This window comes from Paenibacillus sp. FSL R7-0340, from assembly GCF_038002205.1.
Lineage (GTDB): Bacteria > Bacillota > Bacilli > Paenibacillales > Paenibacillaceae > Paenibacillus > Paenibacillus polymyxa_B.
Window position 1 is genome coordinate 929,323 of record NZ_JBBOBY010000001.1, and the last position, 22,151, is coordinate 951,473.

A 22,151-nucleotide genomic window follows, 5' to 3' on the forward strand; every position below is an offset into this window, starting at 1 on the left:
CAAATCTAATTCCGAACCCAATGTTAAACCAAAGCCCGTCTTCGGGCGGCTCGTCCGCAGCAAGCATATTGAAGCAGAGGAGCCGGAAGCAGCTGCATCTCTTGCGTAGAACGATGCTCTTTGTTGTCTTTCACGCATGGGAGCCGAGCGGGACAGCTGCTAGGCAGAGGATTGCCGCATGCGATCAAACGGGCAAGCGAAGCGGTGACCTGGCGAAAGCCATTGACATTGTTGTCACATGTTTGAAAAGGCGGGGAGCGAGGCTGAAGCGTTGCTGCGGCATATGCTCCGCCGGATTGCTTTTACCGATGAAGAGAGGGGAACGATCCAGATGGCTTTTGAAAAAGAAACGTTGTTTTGGAACGAAAAATTCGGTAGCGACGATTATACCTTGACGCCGCTGCCTTACAGCAAAGCTCCAAGCTCCCTGGCGCCCATTATGAAAACCGTGGGCGGTTCGCTTTCGGAAAAAGCGGCGCAGCGCGTCCTTCAAATGAGCAAGGGCGCTCCGCTGGCCGCTTTCATGATTTTGCTCGCCGGTGTTCAGTCACTCTTGCATAAATACACAGGCGCTTCTGACATTCTGGTCGGCATGCCGGTTGTACGGAAACCGACGGAGACGCGTCGATCCGTTAATCATACGGTCATTTTGAAAAACTCGCTTTCGGCGGGTGCGACTTTTAAAACGCTTCTGAGCGAGCTGAGGACTTCCTTGCCGGAAGCGATTCAGCATCAACATATTCCGTTCTTGAAAATGACGGAGAAGCTGGACCTGCAATATGCAGACGGTATACCCGTCATCCATACGCTAGTATCCCTTAAGGAGCTGCATCTGGACGAAATCGGGCAAAATGTGGTCACGGATTGTTCCTTTGAATTCAGCTTAACCGACGGGACGATACAGCTAGCGCTGTCATATAACGAGCACTTATATGACTCCGAGTTTATGACTCGGGTCGTCGGCCATCTGAATCGCCTGCTGGCCGTGGGGCTTCACGAGTTGGAGCTGGACATCGTGCGGGCGGACATGCTGTCGGAAGACGAGAAATTTCAATTGCTGCAAAGCTTTAACGATACCGAGAAGGACTATCCCCGTGATCGGACGATTCATCAGCTCGTGGAGGAGCAGGCGAAGCGGGTGCCCGAAGCGACGGCGGTTGTCTTTGAGGGGCGGCGGCTTTCGTACGCGGAGCTGAACGAACGGGCGAACCGGCTGGCGCGGACGTTGCGATCGGTCGGCGTGCTGCCCAATCAGCTGGTAGGCTTGATGGTCAGGAGATCGCTGGAGACGGTCGTTGGCATTCTGGCGGTTCTGAAAGCTGGCGGTGCCTACGTGCCGATCGACCCGGAATACCCGGAAGAACGCATCCGCTACATTCTGGAGAACTCGAATGCGCAGCTGCTGCTGACTCAACGGCACCTGCTGCAGCAGGTGCCGTTCGAAGGGACCGTGGTGGCGCTGGATGACGAGCAGGCCTACAGCGACGATGGCTCGAACCTGGAGCCGGCCAGCGGTCCGAACGATCTGGCTTATGTCATCTATACGTCAGGTACGACGGGCAATCCCAAAGGGGTCATGCTGGAGCATCGCGGTTTGGTCAGCTTGAAGCTGATGTTCGCGGACAGGCTGGGCATCACGGAGCATGACCGGATCGTTCAATTCGCCAGCCTGTCGTTCGACGCGTCCTGCTGGGAAGTGTTCAAAGCGCTCTATTTTGGCGCGGCTTTGTACATCCCGACGGCCGAGACGATTCTCGACAACCGCCTGTTCGAGAGTTATATGAACGAGCATGCGATTACGGCGGCGATTTTGCCTCCGACGTACAGTGCTTATTTGAACCCGGACCGCCTTCCCAGCTTAACGAAGCTCGTAACGGGAGGCTCGGCGGTATCGGCCGAATTCGTGCAGCAGTGGAAACGCAAGGTCCACTATTTCAATGCTTACGGCCCTACCGAAGCTTCGATTGTTACGACGCTTTGGGATGCGGATGAGGAGCAGCCGGAGGGCAGAGTCATTCCGATCGGGCGCCCGCTGGCCAATCACCGGATTTTTATTTTGGATGCCCACCTGCAGCTTGTGCCTCCGGGAGTGGACGGCGAGCTGTGCGTGGCAGGCGTGGGGCTTGCGAGAGGTTACCTGAACCATCCGGAGCTGACGGCAGAGAAGTTCGTGGAACATCCGTTTGCGCCGGGAGAACGCCTTTACCGGACGGGAGATCTCGCCCGCTGGCTGCCGGACGGAAATATTGAGTACTTGGGCCGGATCGACCATCAGGTGAAAATCCGTGGATTCCGGATCGAGATCGGCGAGATTGAAGAGCAGCTTCTGAAGATCGACTCCGTGCAGGAGACGATCGTAATCGCGCGGGAAGGCAAAAGCGGGCAAGAACTGTGCGCTTACCTGGTCGCGGGGCGCCCGCTTACGCTCGGCGAGCTAAGAAGCGCGCTGGCGCAAAAATTGCCGAATTACATGATTCCGGCGCATTTTGTTCAGCTTCCGCAGATGCCGCTCACGCCGAACGACAAAATCGACCGCAAGGCTTTGCCCGCTCCGGAAGGAAACGCGCTGACCGGCGGCGCGTACGTAGCTCCCCGCAATGAAGCCGAGCGGACGCTTGCCGATGTGTGGCAGGCGGTATTGAACGCCGATCGCGTTGGGGTAACGGATCATTTCTTCGAGCTGGGCGGAGACTCGATCAAGTCCATTCAAGTATCTTCGCGGCTTCATCAAGCCGGGTACAAGCTGGAAATCCGGGATTTGTTCAAATATCCGACTATTTCACAGCTCAGCCTGCATGTGAAACCGATCGGACGTACCATTGATCAGGGCGAAATAACGGGTGAAACGGCGCTGACGCCGATTCAGCATTGGTTTTTCGAGAGCTCCTTTGCGGACCCGCATCATTTCAACCAGTCGGTGATGCTGTACCGGAAGGAACGCTTCGACGAAGAGACGGTGCGTCAGGTGCTGCAAAAGCTGGCCGAGCATCATGACGCCTTGCGGATGATGTTCCGCAAGACGGAACAAGGGTTTAGCGCGCGGAACCGCGCGATTCAGGACGGAGGGCTGTTCACGCTGGACGTGTTCGACTTCAAGGATGCGGAGAATACCGCGCAGGCTGTGGAAGCGAAGGCAACGGACATTCAAGCGGGCATCGATCTGGAGAACGGGCCCCTCGTGAAGGCGGGACTGTTCCGGTGCGCGGACGGCGATCATTTGCTGCTCGCGGTTCATCATGCCGTGGTGGACGGCGTGTCTTGGCGCATTTTGATGGAGGATTTCGCTCTGGGTTACGAGCAGGCCGGCAAAAGCGAGGAAATTCGTTTCTCGGCGAAAACGGATGCGTACCGCACTTGGTCCGAGCAGTTAGCCGCTTACGCGCAAAGCCCGGAGATGGCGAAGGAACGGGCCTATTGGCAGGCCGTGGAACAAATTGCGGTTCCGGCCGTGCCGAAGGATCTGGAGGCGGACGTTACGACGCAGCAGGACAGCGAATCGCTGTTCGTCCGTTTGACTCCCGAAGAAACGGAGCTGCTGCTGAAGCGGGTTCACCGGGCCTACAACACCGAAATGAACGATATTTTGGTAACGGCGCTCGGCATAGCCGTTCGCAAGTGGACGGGACACGAACGGGTGCGGATCAATCTCGAAGGACACGGACGCGAATCGATCGGAACGGATATCGACATCACGCGCACAGTCGGCTGGTTTACGACCAAGTTTCCGGTCGTCCTGGAGCCGGAAACCGACCGGGATTTGGCCTATCAGATTAAACAGGTCAAGGAAAGCTTGCGCCGCATTCCGAACAAGGGGCTTGGGTACGGCGTATGCCGCTATCTCTCCAAATCGGAGGATGGCTTTGTTTGGGGCGCAGAGCCGGAAATTAATTTTAACTACCTCGGCCAGTTCGACGATGATGTCAATCAGGACGAGATCGGCATATCTTCTTATTCCAGCGGCAGCCCGGCCAGCGACCGGCAGGCCCGCAGCTTTGTGCTGGATATCAACGGCATGGTGCTGGACGGCACTTTATCGCTCGATCTCAGCTACAGCCGGAAGCAGTATCGCAAGGAAACGATGGAAGCCTTCGCTCAGCGGCTTGAGCAAAGTCTCCGAGAGCTCATTACCCACTGCGCAGGCAAAGAAAACACCGAATTGACGCCGAGCGACGTGCAATTTAAAGGCTTGACCATCGCGGAATTGGAGCAAATCGCCCAGCGCTCGGGCCATCTCGGGGAAATCGAAAATATTTACTCGCTTACGCCGATGCAGAAGGGCATGTGGTTCCACAGCGCGCTTGACCGGCAAACTGCCGCTTACTTCGAGCAGACGCGGTTTACGATGCGGGGAGCGCTCGACGTCCAGCTTTTCGAGAGGAGCTGGATGGAGCTTGCAAAACGTCATCTGGTGCTGCGGGCGAATTTTGTGAAAGGACCGGCGGGCGAGCCGCTGCAAATCATATACCGCGACAAGCCGGTCGGCTTTGAATATGAAGAGCTGCTTCATTTGCAGGTGGACGAGAAACAAGCGTATTTGGATAAAAAGGCCGAGGATGACAAGCTTCGCGGCTTCGACCTGGAACATGACGCGCTCGTTCGGGTTACGATCCTGCGCACCGAAGAGCAAAGCTATCATGTGCTGTGGAGTTTCCAGCATATTTTGATGGACGGCTGGTGCCTGGCGCAGCTGACGCAGGAGCTGTTTGAGACGTACTCGACCTTGGCATCCGGCAAGCAGCCAGCGGGAGATAAGGGATCGGATTATGGCGCCTATATCGAATGGTTGGAGAAACAGGACGATCAGGCGGCATCCGGCTATTGGACGGCATTCCTGTCAGGTTATGAAGGGCAAACTGTACTCCCGGGACAAAAGGAACCGGCGCTGAACGGCAGATTTACGGCTGATCACGTCACCGCCGAGCTGGGCAAGGAGTTGAGCGAGCGGATGGATCGGGTGGCGAAAGAGCGCCTGGTTACGGTCAATACGCTGTTGCAAGCCGCTTGGGGCGTGATGCTGCAAAAATATAACGGAACAAACGATGCCGTATTCGGCAGCGTCGTGGCCGGAAGACCGGTGGAAATCCCGGGCATCGAGTCCATGATCGGGCTGTTCATCAATACGGTGCCGGTCCGCGTCACGAGCGAAGCCGACACCGTGTTCGCCGATATGATGGCGAAGCTCCAAGAGCGTGCGCTGGAGTCCGGGCGATATGATTACTATCCGTTGTATGAAATTCAAGCCCGCAGCATGCAAAAGCAGAACCTGATCAACCATATCATCGCTTTCGAGAACTATCCGGTGGACGAGCAGATGGAGCAGGCGGGCGACCAGCAGCACGGCGACCTGACGATCGCTGACGTTCAGATGGAGGAGCAGACGAACTATAACTTCAACGTGACCGTGGTGCCGGGAGCCGAGATCGAAATTCGGTTCGACTTTAACGCCGAAGTGTTCGATAAAGACAGCATCGAGCGGCTCAAGGGGCATCTCGTCCATCTGCTGGAGCAAGTGACGGATAACCCGGAAATTACCGTGGGCGAGCTGGAACTAGTGACGGAGGCGGAAAAGGCCGACCTTCTCGGACGTTTTAACGACACCACCACGGAATTTCCGCGCGGGAAGACGCTCGTTCAATTGTTCGAAGAACAGGCTGAGCTTTACCCGGACAACGTGGCCGCCGTCATGAACGAGCGGCAGCTGACCTACCGCGAGCTGAACGAGCGATCCAACCGCCTTGCGCGGAAGCTGCGGGAGACGGGAGTAGAAGCGGACCAGCTGGTAGCGATTCTGGCCGAACGCTCGCTCGATATGGTCGTTGGCATTCTGGCGATTCTCAAAGCGGGCGGAGCCTACGTGCCTGTCGATCCCGACTACCCGGAGGAGCGCATCCGCTTCATGATCGAGGATTCGGGCGCGCCGTTATTGCTGATTCAAAAGCATCTGCACGAGAAGACCGACTTCGTAGGAACGCGCCTCGAATTGGACGATTTCGTTTGGGGCGACAGAGGAGCGGACTCCGAAGGTGCGCTGGACGCTTCGAACCTGGAGCCGATTTCCGGGCCGGGCAACCTGGCATATGTCATCTACACGTCGGGAACGACCGGCAGACCGAAAGGAACGCTGATCGAGCATAAGAACGTCGTGCGGCTCCTGTTCAACGACAAGAACCTGTTCGACTTCGGGCCGTCCGACACGTGGACGCTGTTCCACTCGTTCTGCTTCGATTTCTCCGTCTGGGAAATGTACGGAGCGCTGCTGTACGGAGGCAAGCTGGTCATCGTACCGCCGCTCACGGCGAAAAATCCGGTCGATTTCCTGGCGCTGCTGGGCCGCGAACAGGTCACGATTTTGAACCAGACGCCAACGTACTTCTACCAGCTGCTGCGTGAGGTCTTGGCGGACCATCCGTACGATCTGCGGATTCGCAACGTCATCTTCGGGGGCGAAGCGCTGAGTCCGCTGCTGCTCAAGGGCTTCAAGACGAAGTACCCGGAGACGAAGCTAATCAATATGTACGGCATTACCGAGACGACGGTTCACGTGACGTATAAGGAAATCACATGGGTCGAAATGGAGGCGGCGAAGAGCAATATCGGCAAGCCGATCCCGACGCTGAGGGTGTACGTCCTGGATGAAAACCGCCGCCCTGTGCCGATCGGCGTAGTGGGCGAAATGTACGTGGCCGGGGAAGGCCTTGCGAGAGGATACCTGAACCGTCCGGATCTGACGGCGGAGAAGTTCGTCGATTCCCCGTTTGCGGAGGGGGAGAAACTGTACCGCTCGGGCGACTTGGCGGCTTGGCTACCGGACGGCAACATCGAATACCTGGGCCGGATCGACCACCAGGTCAAAATCCGCGGGTACCGGATCGAGCTGGACGAAATCGAGACGCAGCTGCTGAACGTCGAGGGCGTGGAAGAAGCGGTGGTGCTCGCCCGTCAGGACGGCGGGGGCGAGAAGGCGCTTGTCGCCTACTTTGTGGCGGACCGAACGCTGACGGTCAGCGAAATGAGAACCTCGCTGGCCCAGGGAATGCCGGGGTACATGATCCCGTCGTATTTCGTGCAGTTGGAGCGCATGCCGCTGACGACCAACGGCAAAGTGGACCGCAAAGCGCTGCCGGAGCCGCAAGGCGGCATACAAACGGGCGTCGAATACGTAGCGCCGCGTAACCGGACGGAGTCCGAGCTTGTGAAGATCTGGGAGGAAGTGCTGGGCTACTCCGGCATTGGAGTCCTGGACAATTTCTTCGAGCTCGGAGGCCACTCCTTGCGGGCGACGAACCTTGTCAGCAAGATTCAGAAGGAAATGAACGTCGAGCTGCCTCTGCGCGACGTATTCCGCTACTCGACAATCGAAGAGATGGCTCTTGCCATCTCCCGGATCGGAGAGCAGTCGTTCTCGTCGATTCCGCTGGCAGGCGCAAGAGCATATTATCCGCTTTCCTCAGCTCAGAAGCGGCTGTTTATCCTGAATCAGCTGGAAGGGGCCGATCAGAGCTACAACATGCCGGGCGTGCTGCTCCTGGAAGGATCGATTGACCGGAGCCTGCTGGAGAAGGCTTTCCGCGGACTGATCGCACGGCACGAAACACTGCGAACCGGCCTTGAGATCGTACAAGGCGAAGCAATACAGCGCATTTACGAGAGCGTCGACTTTGCCGTCGAGTACCGTCATACGAGCGAGGAAGAAGCGCCTGAAGTCGTGCAGGACTTCATCCGGCCTTTCGACTTGGCGAAGCCTCCGCTGCTGCGGGCGGAGCTCGTAGAGCTGGCAGCCGAACGTTATTTGCTGATGTTCGACATGCACCATATCGTCTCCGACGGGGTTTCGATGGACGTGTTAGTCGAGGAACTCGTTCGTCTGTACGGCGGCGAGTCATTAGAGCCTTTGCACATTCAATACAAGGACTATGCGGTATGGCAGCAGTCGGACGAGCAAAAAGTGCAGTTGAAACGCGAGGAAGCTTACTGGCTGGACCGTTACCGGGGCGAGCTGCCGGTTCTGGAAATGCCGACGGACTATCCGCGTCCTGCCGTGCAGAGCTTTGAGGGACAAACGCTGACGTCCTTCGTGGACGAGGCAACGAACGAAGGCTTGAAGCAGCTGGCCGCTCAAAGAGGAACGACGCTGTATATGGTGCTGCTTGCGGCATATACCGTGCTTTTGCATAAATACACAGGTCAGGACGATTTGATCGTCGGAACGTCGATTGCGGGCAGAACGCACGGAGACACGCAGCCTTTGATCGGAATGTTCGTCAATACGCTGGCGCTCCGCAATTATCCGGCTTCGGAGAAGACCTTCCTGTCGTATCTGGAAGAAGTGAAAGAAACGACCTTAGGCGCTTACGAGCATCAGAATTATCCGTTCGAAGAGCTCGTTGATAAAGTGCAGGTCAGCCGGGATTTGAGCCGCAACCCGCTGTTTGACACGATGTTCTCCCTACAAAACTTGGAGGATAAAGAGTTTGAGCTGGAAGGGCTGAAATTGTCCCCGTACCCTAGCGAATACGGCACGGCCAAGTTCGACCTGAGTGTGGATGTTACGGAAGAAAACGGCGGCCTGGAGTGCAGTTTTGAATTCGCAACGGCTCTTTATAAAGAAAGCACGATCCGGCGGCTGTCGACTCATTTCGGACATTTGCTTGCGGCGATCGTAAGCTGTCCGGATGCGAAGATTGCCGAGCTGAACTTGTTGACGGCAGAGGAAAAAGAGCAAATTCTCGGCGCGTTTAACCCGGCGCAGCCGGAAGCGGCTCCTGTGGCAGCGTTCCACCGGCTGTTCGAGGAACAGGCGGAGCGCACGCCGGAAGAGGCGGCCGTCGTGTACGAGAACGAGCGGCTGACGTATGCGGAGCTGAACGAGCGGGCGAACCGCTTGGCGGCCACGCTGCGCGCAAGCGGCATCGGCCGGGAGACGATCGTCGGCATTCTCGCCGAGCGTTCGGTGGACTTGCTGGTGGCCGTGCTGGCCGTCTGGAAAGCGGGCGGGGCGTATGTGCCGCTCGACCCGGATTATCCGGCGGACCGCGTGCGGTTCATGCTTGAAGACAGCGGAGCGAAGGTACTGCTGACGCAAACGCCGCTGCGAGAGCGTGCCGAAGCCTGGCTCGGCGAAGAGGAGCTGGCGCTGGCGGCGGTGCTGTACCTGGACGACGAAGCGTCGTACAGCGAGGAGCGGACGAATGCCGACAGCTTCCATGAAGCCCGTCCGGAGGATCTGGCGTACGTGATCTATACGTCGGGAACGACGGGCAAGCCGAAGGGCGTGATGATCGAGCACCGCAGCCTGGTGAACACGGCGGCGGGCTACCGGCGGGAATACCGGTTGGATCAGTTCCCGGTGCGGCTGCTGCAGCTCGCAAGCTTCTCGTTCGACGTGTTCGTGGGAGATATCGCGCGGACGCTGTACAACGGAGGCACGATGGTGATTGTGCCGAAGGACGACCGGATCGATCCGTCTCGTCTGCACCACTGGATGGAGCGGGAGCGGATCACCATCTTCGAATCGACACCGGCGCTGATCGTGCCGTTCCTGGAGTACGTGCACGAGCAGCGGCTGGATATGAGCTGGATGGAGCTGTTGATCACGAGCTCAGACAGCTGCAGCGTGGCGGATTACCGGACCTTGCAGGAACGCTTCGGCTCGTTGTTCCGGATCATCAACGCATACGGCGTGACGGAAGCGGCGATCGACTCAAGCTTCTACGACGAGGAGCTGGCGAAGCTGCCGCAGACAGGCCATGTGCCAATCGGCAAAGCGTGGCTGAATGCGAAATTCTACATCGTGGATGCGCATCTGAATCCGGTGCCGGTCGGGGTGCTGGGCGAGCTGGTCATCGGCGCAGTCGGAGTAGCGCGCGGGTACTTGAACCGTCCGGAGCTGACAGAAGAGAAGTTCGTAGACAGCCCGTTCGCCGCGGGCGAGCGGCTGTACCGCACGGGAGACTTGGCGCGGTGGATGGAAGACGGGAACGTGGACTTCATCGGCCGGATCGACAACCAGGCGAAAATCCGGGGTTACCGGATCGAGACGGGCGAGATCGAGTCGCAGCTGCTGCGGGTGGAAGGCGTGCGCGAAGCGGTGGTGCTGGTTCGAAGTGACGCGAACGGGCAGAAGGCGCTATGCGCGTATTACACGCCGGATGCCGGAGCGGAGCTGGCAGTGAACGATCTGCGCGGCGCGCTGGCGCAGGAGCTGCCGGGCTACATGATCCCGTCGTACTTCGTGGAGCTGGAGCGCCTGCCTCTGACGCCGAACGGAAAGATTGACCGGAAGGCGCTGCCGGCGCCGGAAGGGGAAGCGGGAAGCGGAACGGAGTACGTCGCACCGCGCAATGAGCTGGAAACGAAGCTGGCGGCGATTTGGCAGGAGGTGCTGGGGCTTGCGAAGGAGATTGGCGTTCACGACAACTTCTTCGACATCGGCGGCCACTCCCTGCGGGCGACGACGCTGGTCAGCAAGATTCATAAAGAGTTGAACGTGGATCTGCCGCTGCGTGACGTGTTCCGCCATTCCATGATCGAGAGCATGGCATCCGCCATTTCCCGGCTGGATGAGCAGACATTCGTTGCCATTCCGGTGGCGGATGACCGGGAGGTGTACCCGCAATCTTTTGCTCAAAAACGTCTCTTTATCCTGAATCAACTGGAAGGCGCGGAGCTTAGCTACAACATGCCGGAAGCGATGCTGCTGGAGGGTGCTTTGGATCGGACAAGGTTCGAAGAAGCGTTCCGTAAGCTCGTGGCGCGGCATGAAATGCTGCGCACCGGGTTCGAAATGGTGGATGGCGAAGCATCGCAGCGGTTATACCATGACGTGAATTTTGCTGTGGAGTTCTATCGAGTGGATGAGCAAGAGGCCGAAGAGACGGTTCGCCGTTTCGTCCGTCCGTTTGACTTGGCGAAGCCTCCGCTGCTGAGGGTAGGCCTTGTCGAGCTGGCTCCGGAACGCCATATTCTAATGTACGACATGCATCATATTATTTCCGACGGCGTCTCGATGGAAATCTTTGTTGAAGAATTCGTCCGCTTGTACGGCGGCGAGCAATTGGAGCCTCTGCGCGTTCAGTACAAAGACTACACCGTTTGGCAGCATTCGCAGGAGCAGAAGGAACGGCTTCAGCGTCAGGAGGCGTACTGGCTGGACATGTTCCAAGGCGAGCTTCCGGTGCTGGAAATGCCGACCGACTATCCGCGTCCGGCCGTGCAGAGCTACGAAGGCCAAACGCTGGAGTTTTTCTTCGACGCTTCGAAAACCGACGGCCTGAAGCAGCTGGCCTCGGAAACGGGCACAACGCTGTTTATGGTGCTGCTTGCGGCGTATAACGTCCTTCTGCATAAATATTCAGGTCAGGAAGACGTGATCGTCGGTACGCCGATTGCCGGAAGGAATCATGGGGATGTGCAGCCGTTGATCGGGATTTTCTTAAACACGCTGGCTATCCGCAGTTATCCGGCTTCGGAGAAGACATTCCTGTCATACCTGAACGAAGTCAAAGAAACGACCCTCCACGCCTTCGAGCATCAAAACTATCCGTTCGAAGAATTGGTGGACAAGGTGCAAGTCACCCGTGATTTAAGCCGCAATCCGCTCTTCGACACGCTGTTTACAATGCAGAATACGGAGAACGAGGAATTTGAGCTGGAAGGGCTTCGCCTGATTCCTTATCCGAGCGCACTGGATACCGCGAAGTTTGATATCAGCTTGGATGTGGGCGAGGAGAACGGCGGCTTGGATTACAGCTTCGAATATGCGACGGCTCTCTACAAAAGGGAGACGATCGAACGGCTGGCGAAACATTACGAGCAGCTGCTCGTAACGATCGTAAGCCGTCCGGATGCGAAGATCGCCGAGCTGAACTTGCTGACGGCAGAGGAAAAAGAACAAATTCTCGGCGCGTTTAACCCGGCGCAGCCGGAAGCGGCTCCTGCGGCCGCGTTCCACTGGCTGTTCGAGGAACAGGCGGAGCGCACGCCGGAAGCGGAGGCCGTCGTGTACGAGAACGACCGGCTTACGTATGCGGAGCTGAACGAGCGGGCGAACCGCTTGGCGGGCACGCTGCGCGCAAGCGGCATCGGCCGGGAGACGATCGTCGGCATTCTCGCCGAGCGTTCGGTGGACTTGCTGGTGGCCGTGCTGGCCGTCTGGAAAGCGGGCGGTGCGTATGTGCCGCTCGACCCGGATTATCCGGCGGACCGCGTGCGGTTCATGCTTGAAGACAGCGGAGCGAAGGTGCTGCTGACGCAAACGCCGCTGCGAGAGCGTGCCGAAGCATGGCTCGGCGAAGAGGAGCTGGCGCTGGCGGCGGTGCTGTACCTCGACGATGAAGCGTCGTACAGCGACGAGCGGGCGAATGCGCCGCTGGAAGCGGATGATCACTTGCACGAATGCCGTCCGGAGGACCTGGCGTACGTGATCTACACGTCGGGAACGACGGGCAAGCCGAAGGGCGTGATGATCGAGCACCGCAGCCTGGTGAACACGGCGGCGGGCTACCGGCGGGAATACCGGTTGGATCAGTTCCCGGTGCGGCTGCTGCAGCTCGCAAGCTTCTCGTTTGACGTGTTCGTGGGAGATATCGCCCGGACGCTGTATAACGGAGGCACGATGGTGATTGTGCCGAAGGACGACCGGATCGATCCGTCTCGTCTGCACTACTGGATTGAGCGGGAGCGGGTCACCATCTTCGAATCGACGCCGGCGCTGATCGTGCCGTTCCTGGAGTACGTGCACGAGCAGCAATTGGACATGAGCCGGTTGGAGCTGTTGATCACGAGCTCGGACAGCTGCAGCGTGGCGGATTACCGGACCTTGCAGGAACGCTTCGGCTCGTTGTTCCGGATCATCAACGCATACGGCGTGACGGAAGCGGCGATCGACTCAAGCTTCTACGACGAGGAGCTGGCGAAGCTGCCGCAGACAGGCCATGTGCCGATCGGCAAAGCGTCGCTGAATGCGAAATTCTACATCGTGGATGCGCATCTGAATCCGGTGCCGGTCGGGGTGCTGGGCGAGCTGGTCATCGGCGGAGTCGGAGTGGCGCGCGGGTACTTGAACCGTCCGGAGCTGACGGAAGAGAAGTTCGTAGACAGCCCGTTCGCCGCGGGCGAGCGGCTGTACCGCACGGGAGACTTGGCGCGGTGGATGGAAGACGGGAACGTGGACTTCATCGGCCGGATCGACAACCAGGCGAAAATCCGGGGTTACCGGATCGAGACGGGCGAGATCGAGTCGCAGCTGCTGCGGGTGGAAGGCGTGCGCGAAGCGGTGGTGCTGGTTCGAAGTGACGCGAACGGGCAGAAGGCGCTATGCGCGTATTACACGCCGGATGCCGGAGCGGAGCTGGCAGTGAACGATCTGCGCGGCGCGCTGGCGCAGGAGCTGCCGGGCTACATGATCCCGTCGTACTTCGTGGAGCTGGAGCGCCTGCCTCTGACGCCGAACGGAAAGATTGACCGGAAGGCGCTGCCGGCGCCGGAAGGGGAAGCGGGAAGCGGAACGGAGTACGTCGCACCGCGCAATGAGCTGGAAACGAAGCTGGCGGCGATTTGGCAGGAGGTGCTGGGGCTTGCGAAGGAGATTGGCGTTCACGACAACTTCTTTGACATCGGCGGCCACTCCCTGCGAGCGACGACGCTGGCGGGCAAGGTATTTAAGGAATTAAACGTCAACCTGCCGCTGCGCGACGTATTCCGTCACTCGACGATTGCGGCGATGGCCGAGGCGATCGCCCGGATGGAACGGCGGGAGCATGAGGCCATTCCTCAAGCGGAGGAGAGAGAGTACTACCCTCTGTCCTCCGCGCAGAAACGGCTGTTCATTCAGCACACGCTGGATGGAGCGGATCAGCTTTACAACATGCCGGAGCTGGTGCAGGTGGAAGGCGAGTTTGATTTAGACCGGTTGGAAGCCGCCTTGCGGAAATTGATAACACGGCATGAATCGTTGCGCACCGGTTTTGAAATCGTGAAGGGCGAAGCGGTTCAGCGGATTTACCCGCAGGTCGATTTTGCTATCGAGCATCATCAAGCGGATAAAGAAGATGCGGTTCAAATCGAGCAGATCGTCCGCAGCTTCGTTCGTCCGTTTGATCTCGGCAAGCCGCCGCTGCTGCGAGCCGGGGTCATCGAGCTGGAGTCGAACCTGCATATTCTCCTTTTCGACATGCACCATATGGTGTCCGACGGCGTATCGATGGCGATTGTGATCGATGAGTTCTCAAGTTTCTACGCCGGGGAAGAACTGCCGCCACTGCGCATTCAATACAAGGATTATGCCGTTTGGCAGCAGTCGAAGGCCCACCGAGAGCGGATCGGGCGGCAGGAAGCGTACTGGCTGCAAACCTTCGAAGGCGAGCTGCCGACGGCGGACCTGCCGATGGACTACGAACGGTCTGCGGCTCGCAGCTACGAAGGCGCGCATCTGGAGTTCGACGTCGAAGCTTCTCTCTCTGCGCGGCTGCGCAAATTGGCGGCCGAGCGTGAAAGCACGCTGTTCATGGTGCTGCTTGCGGCTTATACCGTGCTGCTGTCCAAGTACAGCGGGCAGGAGGACTTGGTCGTGGGCACCCCGGTGGCGGGAAGAACGAACGCCGATTTGGAATCGGTCATCGGGATGTTTGTCAATACGCTGGCGATCCGCAATCGTCCGTCGGGCGACAAAACGTTCTTGTCCTACCTGGAAGAAGTGAAGGAAACGGCTTTGGGTGCTTTCGAGAACCAGGATTATCCATTCGAGGAGCTCGTGGAGCGTTTGAATGTGAAGCGGGAGCCGGGCCGCTTCCCGCTGTTCGATGCCGTTTTCGACTTGCAAAATATCGAAGAACGAGACGCCGAGCTGGAAGGGGTCAGCCTGAAGACTTACGAGCTTGACCATTTGGAAGAAGCGAAGTTCGATCTGACGCTGTTTATGTATGAAAACAACGGGGCGCTGAGCGGGGGCCTTTTCTACGCCACCAAGCTGTTCAAAGAAGCGATGATCCGCACCTTGACCGAGGATTACCTGCGGGTACTGTCTCAAATTGCGGAAAATCCACAACTCGAGCTAAGTCGGATTGAATGTCATAAACCGGCGGCAGGCGCAAAGAGTGCCGTCGATACGATCGAATTCGCGTTCTAATCCTACAAGCGCGCCTCCGCCGTCAAGCGAAAGCGGCGCGCATCCCAAGGAAGACGGCGAACAACGTCCAAGCCCGTAAACGCGCAGGCCGAAAGCAAGCTTTTTCGGACCTGCGCCAGGGCATGCGGTCACTTCATTTTTAGGGGAGGTACAAATGAAATCTTTGTTTGAAAAGGAAGAACGGTACTGGAGCGGCAAGTTTGATGCCGATGACAGCCTGAGCTTCCTTCCCTACAGTCAATCCTCCAAATTATCCGCCGACGGGGAAGCTGCGGCCGAGCCGGGCTTGCTTCACCGTACTCTGCCGAGCGAACTCTCGGAGAGAATCATTTGCCTCGCCAACGGTTCGAATTTGGCTTTGTACATGATTGTTTTGGCAGGAGTAAAAAGCCTGCTGTTCAAATATACCGGGCGGGACCAAGTGCTGGTCGGCATGCCTTCTTATAGCGCAGACCCCGACGGGACTCCGCCGCCGCATGACATCTTGGTGATCAAGACGTCCGTAAGCCGCCAGACGACGCTGAGAACGCTGCTCGGGGGCATCAAAGCCTCCATCGGCGAGGCGCTGGAGCATCAGCACCTGCCTTTTCGGAAAATGGTGGAGCCGCTCCATCTGGACTATACGGGGGACGGCCTCCCGGTCGTCAACACCGTCGCATCCTTCGCCCCGATTCATCCGGAACCGCTGGTTAACCGGGTGGCGGCTGATACGGTTTTTCGCTTCGACCGCCAAAACCACTCCATCGAGCTGGAAATAAGCTTTGACGGGCAGCGGTACGAGCGGGCATTTGTGGAACAGGCGGCCGACCATCTTGTTCGGCTGCTGTCCGTGCTTTTATTTCAGCCGGATCTGGAGCTCGGACAAGCCGATGTGCTGTCCCCAGACGAGAGGGAGACGCTGCTGAAGCGATTTAATGACACCGAAACCGGGTTCGAGCGGGGGAAAACGATTTACGGCTTGTTCGAAGAACAGGCGGAGCTTTACCCGGACAACGTGGCCGCCGTCATGAACGAGCGGCAGCTGACCTACCGCGAGCTGAACGAGCGATCCAACCGCCTTGCGCGGAAGCTGCGGGAGACGGGAGTAGAAGCGGACCAGCTGGTAGCGATTCTGGCCGAACGATCGCTCGATATGGTTGTCGGCATTCTGGCGATTCTCAAAGCGGGCGGAGCCTACGTGCCTGTCGATCCCGACTACCCGGAGGAGCGCATCCGCTTCATGATCGAGGATTCGGGCGCGCCGTTATTGCTGATTCAAAAGCATCTGCACGAGAAGACCGACTTCGCAGGAACGCGCCTCGAATTGGACGATTTCGTTTGGGGCGACAGAGGGGCGGACGCCGCCGATGCGCTGGACGCTTCGAACCTGGAGCCGATTTCCGGGCCGGGCAACCTGGCATATGTCATCTACACGTCGGGAACGACCGGCAGACCGAAAGGAACGCTGATCGAGCATAAGAACGTCGTGCGGCTCCTGTTCAACGACAAGAACCTGTTCGACTTCGGGCCGTCCGACACGTGGACGCTGTTCCACTCGTTCTGCTTCGATTTCTCCGTCTGGGAAATGTACGGAGCGCTGCTGAACGGAGGCAAGCTGGTCATCGTACCGCCGCTCACGGCGAAAAATCCGGTCGATTTCCTGGCGCTGCTGGGCCGCGAACAGGTCACGATTTTGAACCAGACGCCAACGTACTTCTACCAGCTGCTGCGTAAGGTCTTGGCGGACCATCCGTACGATCTGCGGATTCGCAACGTCATCTTCGGGGGCGAAGCGCTCAGTCCGCTGCTGCTCAAGGGCTTCAAAACGAAGTACCCGGAGACGAAGCTGATCAATATGTACGGCATTACCGAGACGACGGTTCACGTGACGTATAAGGAAATCACGTGGGTCGAAATGGAGGCGGCGAAGAGCAATATCGGCAAGCCGATCCCGACGCTGAGGGTGTACGTCCTGGATGAAAACCACCGCCCTGTGCCGATCGGCGTAGCGGGCGAAATGTACGTGGCCGGGGAAGGGCTTGCGAGAGGATACCTGAACCGTCCAGATCTGACGGCGGAGAAGTTCGTCGATTCCCCGTTTGCGGAGGGGGAGAAACTGTACCGCTCGGGCGACTTGGCGACTTGGCTGCCGGACGGCAACATCGAATACCTGGGACGGATCGACCACCAGGTCAAAATCCGCGGGTACCGGATCGAGCTGGACGAAATCGAGACGCAACTGCTGAAGATCGCCGCCGTGCAAGAAGCCAAGGTGCTCGACTGCGACGACGCGAACGGCCAAAAGCAGCTTGTCGCTTACTATGTCGCGGAAACGAGGCTGGCGGCGCATGAACTCAAGGAGGAGCTCGCCAAGCAGCTTCCGGGGTATATGATTCCTTCGTACCTCGTGCAGCTTTCGGGGATGCCGCTGACCCCGAACGGGAAAATCGACCGCAAAGCGCTGCCCGCGCCGGAGGAAGCCGCGGTCGGAGGAGCGGAATATGTCGCGCCGAGAACGCTGCTTGAAATGAAGATCGCCCGCGTCTGGCAGGATACGCTTGGCGTTCCGCAGGTCGGCGTAAAGGATAACTTTTTTGAGTTGGGTGGCAATTCGTTAAGTCTGATGAGGCTCGTTCAAGCCGTTTATGATGAAACGGGATTTGAGATACCGCTGAACCGCCAATTCCATAATGTAACAGTTGAAGCCATGGCTTTCGGAGAGGGGGATCTCGGCCTGGATAAAGGAGGAGACTCCTTCATTAAGCTGAATAAAGCAGGAGATCTGAACGTGTTCTGCTTCCCTCCGGGCAGCGGCTTCGGCATCGGTTATCGAGAGCTCGCAAGCAGGCTCGACGGCCGGTTCGTGCTCTACGGCATTGATTTTATCGACGATGCCGTCGATTACAAGGCCATGCTGAACCGTTATGTGGACGAGATCGTCCGCATCCAGCCGGAAGGACCTTACGTGCTGCTCGGCTACTGCTTCGGAGGCAACCTGACGTTCGAGGTAGCCAAAACGATGGAGAAAAGAGGGTATTCCGTAACGGACGTGCTCATGGTGGACTCGTGGATTAAGGACGCGCTGACGCCTTCCGAAACGTCGGAGAAAGAGCTTGAAGAAATGCTTGCTGATTTCGACGAAGAAGAGAAGGAATTAATGAGCAACCCGCTCGTGCGGGAGCGGGTTCATCGGAAGGTCAAAGCGACCTTGGCGTACGAAGCGCAGCTTATTAATTCCGGCACGATCCCGGCCCGGATTTACGAACTGATTGCGAAGGACAGCGAAGCGTTCCGCTTGAAGTACCAATTGCCTTCCTGGCGGGGGGCAACGACGCAAGCTTATGCCGATTACCGGCTGGAGGGCGCGCACGAGGAATTGCTGGAACTCGCGCGCGTGGAAGAAACGGCCGTCGTCATCCGGGACATCTTAGAGCAAGTCAAGCGGCAAATCGAAGCGGAGGCCGGGGTACTGCATGGAAGCTGACCGACAGCCGTCTGTTCTAGAACAAGGCACAGCGGCGTCTTCCAGGCGCCAAACCGCTTACGCCGCCTGGAAAGCGTTCCGCTGGCTGATGTCCTATGTAAGCCGTCACAAAGGCTGGATGATCGTCGGTATCTTGTCCGCGATTGCCGCCGCCGTTATTGAGGTATGGACGGGAAGTTTGATCGAGCAGCTGACCACCCAGGCCGAGAAGGGGGCGGGGCCAGTCGTTCTGCAAATCGTGTACACGGTCTTTGTGGTCATCTTGATCGGTGTGCCGGCGAAGTTTTTCATGAGCTTCGGCGTGGAGCGAAGCAGCGCCTCTGCGGTGCAGGATATCCGCAATCATGTCATGCGTCATATCGGCAAACTCCCGGTCTCCTATTTGGAAAAGCAGCATTCCGGCGACGTGTTGTCGCGGGTCAACAACGACCTGCAGCTCATCCAGCAGTTTATGGTTCGGGACTTCGCCCAGTGGTTTTATCATCCGCTTTTGTTCATCGGCTGTTTCGCTTATTTGATCTACCTCCAATGGGAGCTGATGTTGTACAGCCTGCTGTTATTTCCCTTAGCGCTGCTGGTTTCCCAATGGATCGGCAAGCAGTTGGAGCGGTTAACGGAGGAAGCCCAGGTGAACATGGGCCGAATGAACGTCAACCTCCAGGATACGCTTGGGGGTATGCCTATTGTAAAAAGCTATCTGCTATCCGGCATGTTATCTCGCTCCTACCAAGTGCTGCTGCAATTGACGGCTCAAAAAAAGCTGGCCGTGAAAAAGCGGGAAGCCTGGGTCAACCCGCTGCTTTCCACGCTGATGATCAGCCCGATCATTTTCGCCGTCAGTTACGGAAGCTATTTGATCTACAACGGGCAGCTAGGTGCGGGAGAGCTGATTGCCTTCCTGTACTTGCTGAATCTGTGTCTGGAGCCGCTGGAGCATATTCCCGAGCTCATCACGCGGACGTTCGAAATGTCCGGTGCCCTGAGAAGGGTCTCCGAAATCGTCGAGCAGCCGACCGAAACGGAAAATGGCCGTTCGCTTCCGAAAGCAAGCGCCGCCCCCATCGAGTTTCAGAACGTAACCTTCGGGTATGAGGAGAACTCCCCGATTCTGCGGAATGTCAGCTTCTCAGTGCCGGAAGGAAAGACGATCGGGCTTGTCGGAGCGAGCGGCGGAGGGAAGAGCACGGTGTTTAAGCTTGTATGCGGCTTTTATCCACTTCCGGAGGACCAGGGAGAAATCCGCGTGTTCGGCAGCCTGATCCACGGCGCCGATCCGGAGCAGCTTCGGTCGTATTTTTCCGTGGTAACCCAGGATTCATATTTGTTTAGCGGCACGATCGCCGAAAATATCGGCTACGGGCGGGAAGAAGCGTCGATGGACGAGATTATCGAAGCCGCCAAAGCCGCTCAGGCGCATTCCTTCATTATGCAGCTTCCTGGCGGCTATCAGACGTATGTCGGAGAGCGCGGAGGCTTTTTGTCCGGCGGGCAGCGCCAGCGCATTGCAATGGCCCGGGCTTTTCTGAAGGATGCTCCCGTTCTGCTGCTGGACGAGCCAACGTCGGCTCTTGATCCGGAGTCGGAAAGCGCGGTTCAGGAAGCGCTTAACATATTGCTGAAGCAGAGAACGACGATGGTTATTGCCCACCGGCTTTCCACAGTACAAAACGCCGACGAAATTTGGGTCATGGAACAAGGAAATATTGTGGAAAAGGGCACTCATGAACAATTGCTGGAGATGAAGGGACTGTACGCCCAGTCGTACTACCAGGAATTTACCAAGTCTGCCGAACGCAGGGAGGTGGCGTACACTTGAAAAAGGGCGGATGGCTCTCGCAAGTGAAAGAACTCTGCTACTTGCTGACGTTTATGAACGGCAAGCGCAAAACCCAGTACGCTATTGGCCTGGTCGTGACGGCGCTCTCCCAGACATTGTTCCTGATCGCCTTCAGCTTGGTCGTACAAAACTTGGTTGATTTCTCCGTGTCCCGAGATACGTCCCTGATGGTGGAAGCCTTTATTATTTTGGGCGTGTCCCTGTTCCTGGAAAATATAGTTTCTCCCTGGTTCATTTACTTATACCAGCGCAGTGTCGAGCTGACTGTGCTGAATATCCGCGAACGTCTTTATGACAAGCTGTGCCGGGTGCGGCCGAAATTTCTGGAGCAGACGCACCATGGGGACTTGCTGTCGCGAGTGAACAACGACGTAACGACCGTTGAGTTTACATTCTCGCAGGTTTACTTCGTTTTGCTGCTTCAAGTTGTCTTTTGCATCGGCTCCATTGTCTCCATGGTGTTGATCGATTGGCGTTTTGCCGGCGTATCCTTTGTCATTCTGCTGCTGTCCTCCGTGGTCAGCCTGAAATTTGCGCGGGATGTTCGCGTCTTGTCCGAACAAGGCTTGCAAACGCTCGGTAAAATGACCGAAAAATTCAAAGATTTTATGGGCGGCATTCAATTGGTGAAGCTGTTCCGCATCCGCACGATTTACGGCCAGTACGAGGCGTTGAACGAACAAATGACGCAGACGCTTCGGCAAACGGCGCAGAAGAACGGCATGCAGGCTGCGGTGAACCATTTTATCAGCTACGTCACGTTCTGCGGCATCATCGTCATCGGCAGTCTTCTTTATGCCTACGGATTGATGGGGATGGGAAGCGTCGCCGCCCTGGCGGTTCTGCAAGTGAATCTGACGCACGCCTTGTTGAACTTGGGGATGGTTCTGTCGATGATCCAAAATTCGCTCGCGGGCGCTCACCGGATTCAAGAGGTACTAAGAGAGGAAGAGGAACCGGAGCGTTTGGGATCTCCTCACAGCGAGCTCGTGTCGGAGGCTGCGGTGGAGTTTCGCGATGTGGAATTTTCCTATCAGGCGGATAAAAAGGTGCTTGTCGACATGTCCATGCAGGTGTTTCCCGGCCAGGTCGCCGCTATCGTGGGGGCCAGCGGCAGCGGCAAAAGTACGCTGATCAAGCTGCTGCTCGGCTTTTATCCTGTGGACAGCGGAGAAATCCTGCTCCAAGGCAAACCGTTCGGCCATTACACGCTGGACGAAATCCGCAGGCAGATTGCATACGTTCCGCAGGAGCCGTTCTTGTTTACCGGCACGATTGAGGAAAACATCCGCTACGGCAACCCGGATGCAACGGATGAAGAAGTGATCGAAGCGGCCAAAGCGGCGTACGCTCACCATTTCATTCAGGAACTTCCTGAACAGTATAAAACGCCGGTGGGAGAGAGAGGAGCGTCGTTGTCGGGCGGACAAAGGCAGCGAATTGCGATCGCCCGGGCGATTCTCAAAAACGCTCCGATTCTGCTGCTGGACGAAGCGACTTCCGCGCTGGATAATGAATCCCAGCATTGGGTACAGCAGGCCCTGAACGTATTGATGAAGGGGCGCACCACCATTCTGATCGCCCACCGTCTCAGCACCGTGGAACATGCGGATTTGATTACCGTCATGAACCAAGGGACGGTCGTCGAGCGGGGCCGCCATCAGGACCTGCTGGCGCTCGGGGGTTATTACGCCCGGCTGTACGGCTAGACCCGCTTTACGGCGGGC

Annotated in this window: 4 protein-coding genes; all 4 read left to right on the plus strand. The window is 57.7% G+C overall.

Annotated features, from left to right (window positions below):
- The first annotated feature begins 238 nt into the window (after window positions 1-238).
- The 4 genes from MKX59_RS04185 (at window position 239) to MKX59_RS04200 (ending at window position 22,133) form a co-directional block, all read left to right on the plus strand.
- Entirely contained in the window at window positions 239-15,124 is a 14,886-nt protein-coding gene (locus tag MKX59_RS04185) for an amino acid adenylation domain-containing protein (RefSeq protein ID WP_340857666.1), read from the plus strand.
- A 154-nt stretch (window positions 15,125-15,278) separates the two neighbouring features.
- Entirely contained in the window at window positions 15,279-18,587 is a 3,309-nt protein-coding gene (locus tag MKX59_RS04190; protein WP_310168857.1) for a non-ribosomal peptide synthetase, read from the plus strand.
- Entirely contained in the window at window positions 18,577-20,403 is a 1,827-nt protein-coding gene (locus MKX59_RS04195; RefSeq protein ID WP_028542658.1) for an ABC transporter ATP-binding protein, read from the plus strand. The genes MKX59_RS04190 and MKX59_RS04195 overlap by 11 nt, the downstream gene beginning before the upstream one ends.
- Window positions 20,400-22,133, plus strand: a complete 1,734-nt coding sequence (locus MKX59_RS04200) for an ABC transporter ATP-binding protein (protein WP_028542659.1) — start codon at window positions 20,400-20,402, stop codon at window positions 22,131-22,133. The genes MKX59_RS04195 and MKX59_RS04200 overlap by 4 nt, the downstream gene beginning before the upstream one ends.
- Window positions 22,134-22,151: the final 18 nt, after the last annotated feature.